Genomic DNA, 240 nt, shown 5'->3' on the forward strand with positions numbered 1-240 from the left:
CCCCAACGCGTCGTGGGGCCTCATCAAGGACCACACCTTGCTGTTGCGTGACGGATACCTGAATCGCACCCCATTCTTCCAATTCATTCTGCTGTCGATATGTTTCACGATGTGGGGAATGGCGGTGAGCATGAACGACATCCTCATCACCCAATTTAAGGCTGTGTTTGCTCTTTCGGATCTTGCTAGTGCATTCGTGCAGTCAGCCTTTTACGGCGGCTATTTCATTATCGCCATACC

The 240-nt window shown here is 51.2% G+C and carries 1 protein-coding gene; it reads left to right on the forward strand.

Going from position 1 to position 240, the window contains the following annotated elements; translation table 11 throughout:
* Window positions 1–37 precede the first annotated feature (37 nt).
* On the forward strand, window positions 38–240 hold a 203-nt coding region (locus ACSNOK_RS36030; protein ID WP_436784865.1), incomplete at its 3' end, for a hypothetical protein.

Source organism: Streptomyces sp. URMC 126 (genome assembly GCF_051386555.1).
Classification (GTDB): Bacteria; Actinomycetota; Actinomycetes; order Streptomycetales; family Streptomycetaceae; genus Streptomyces.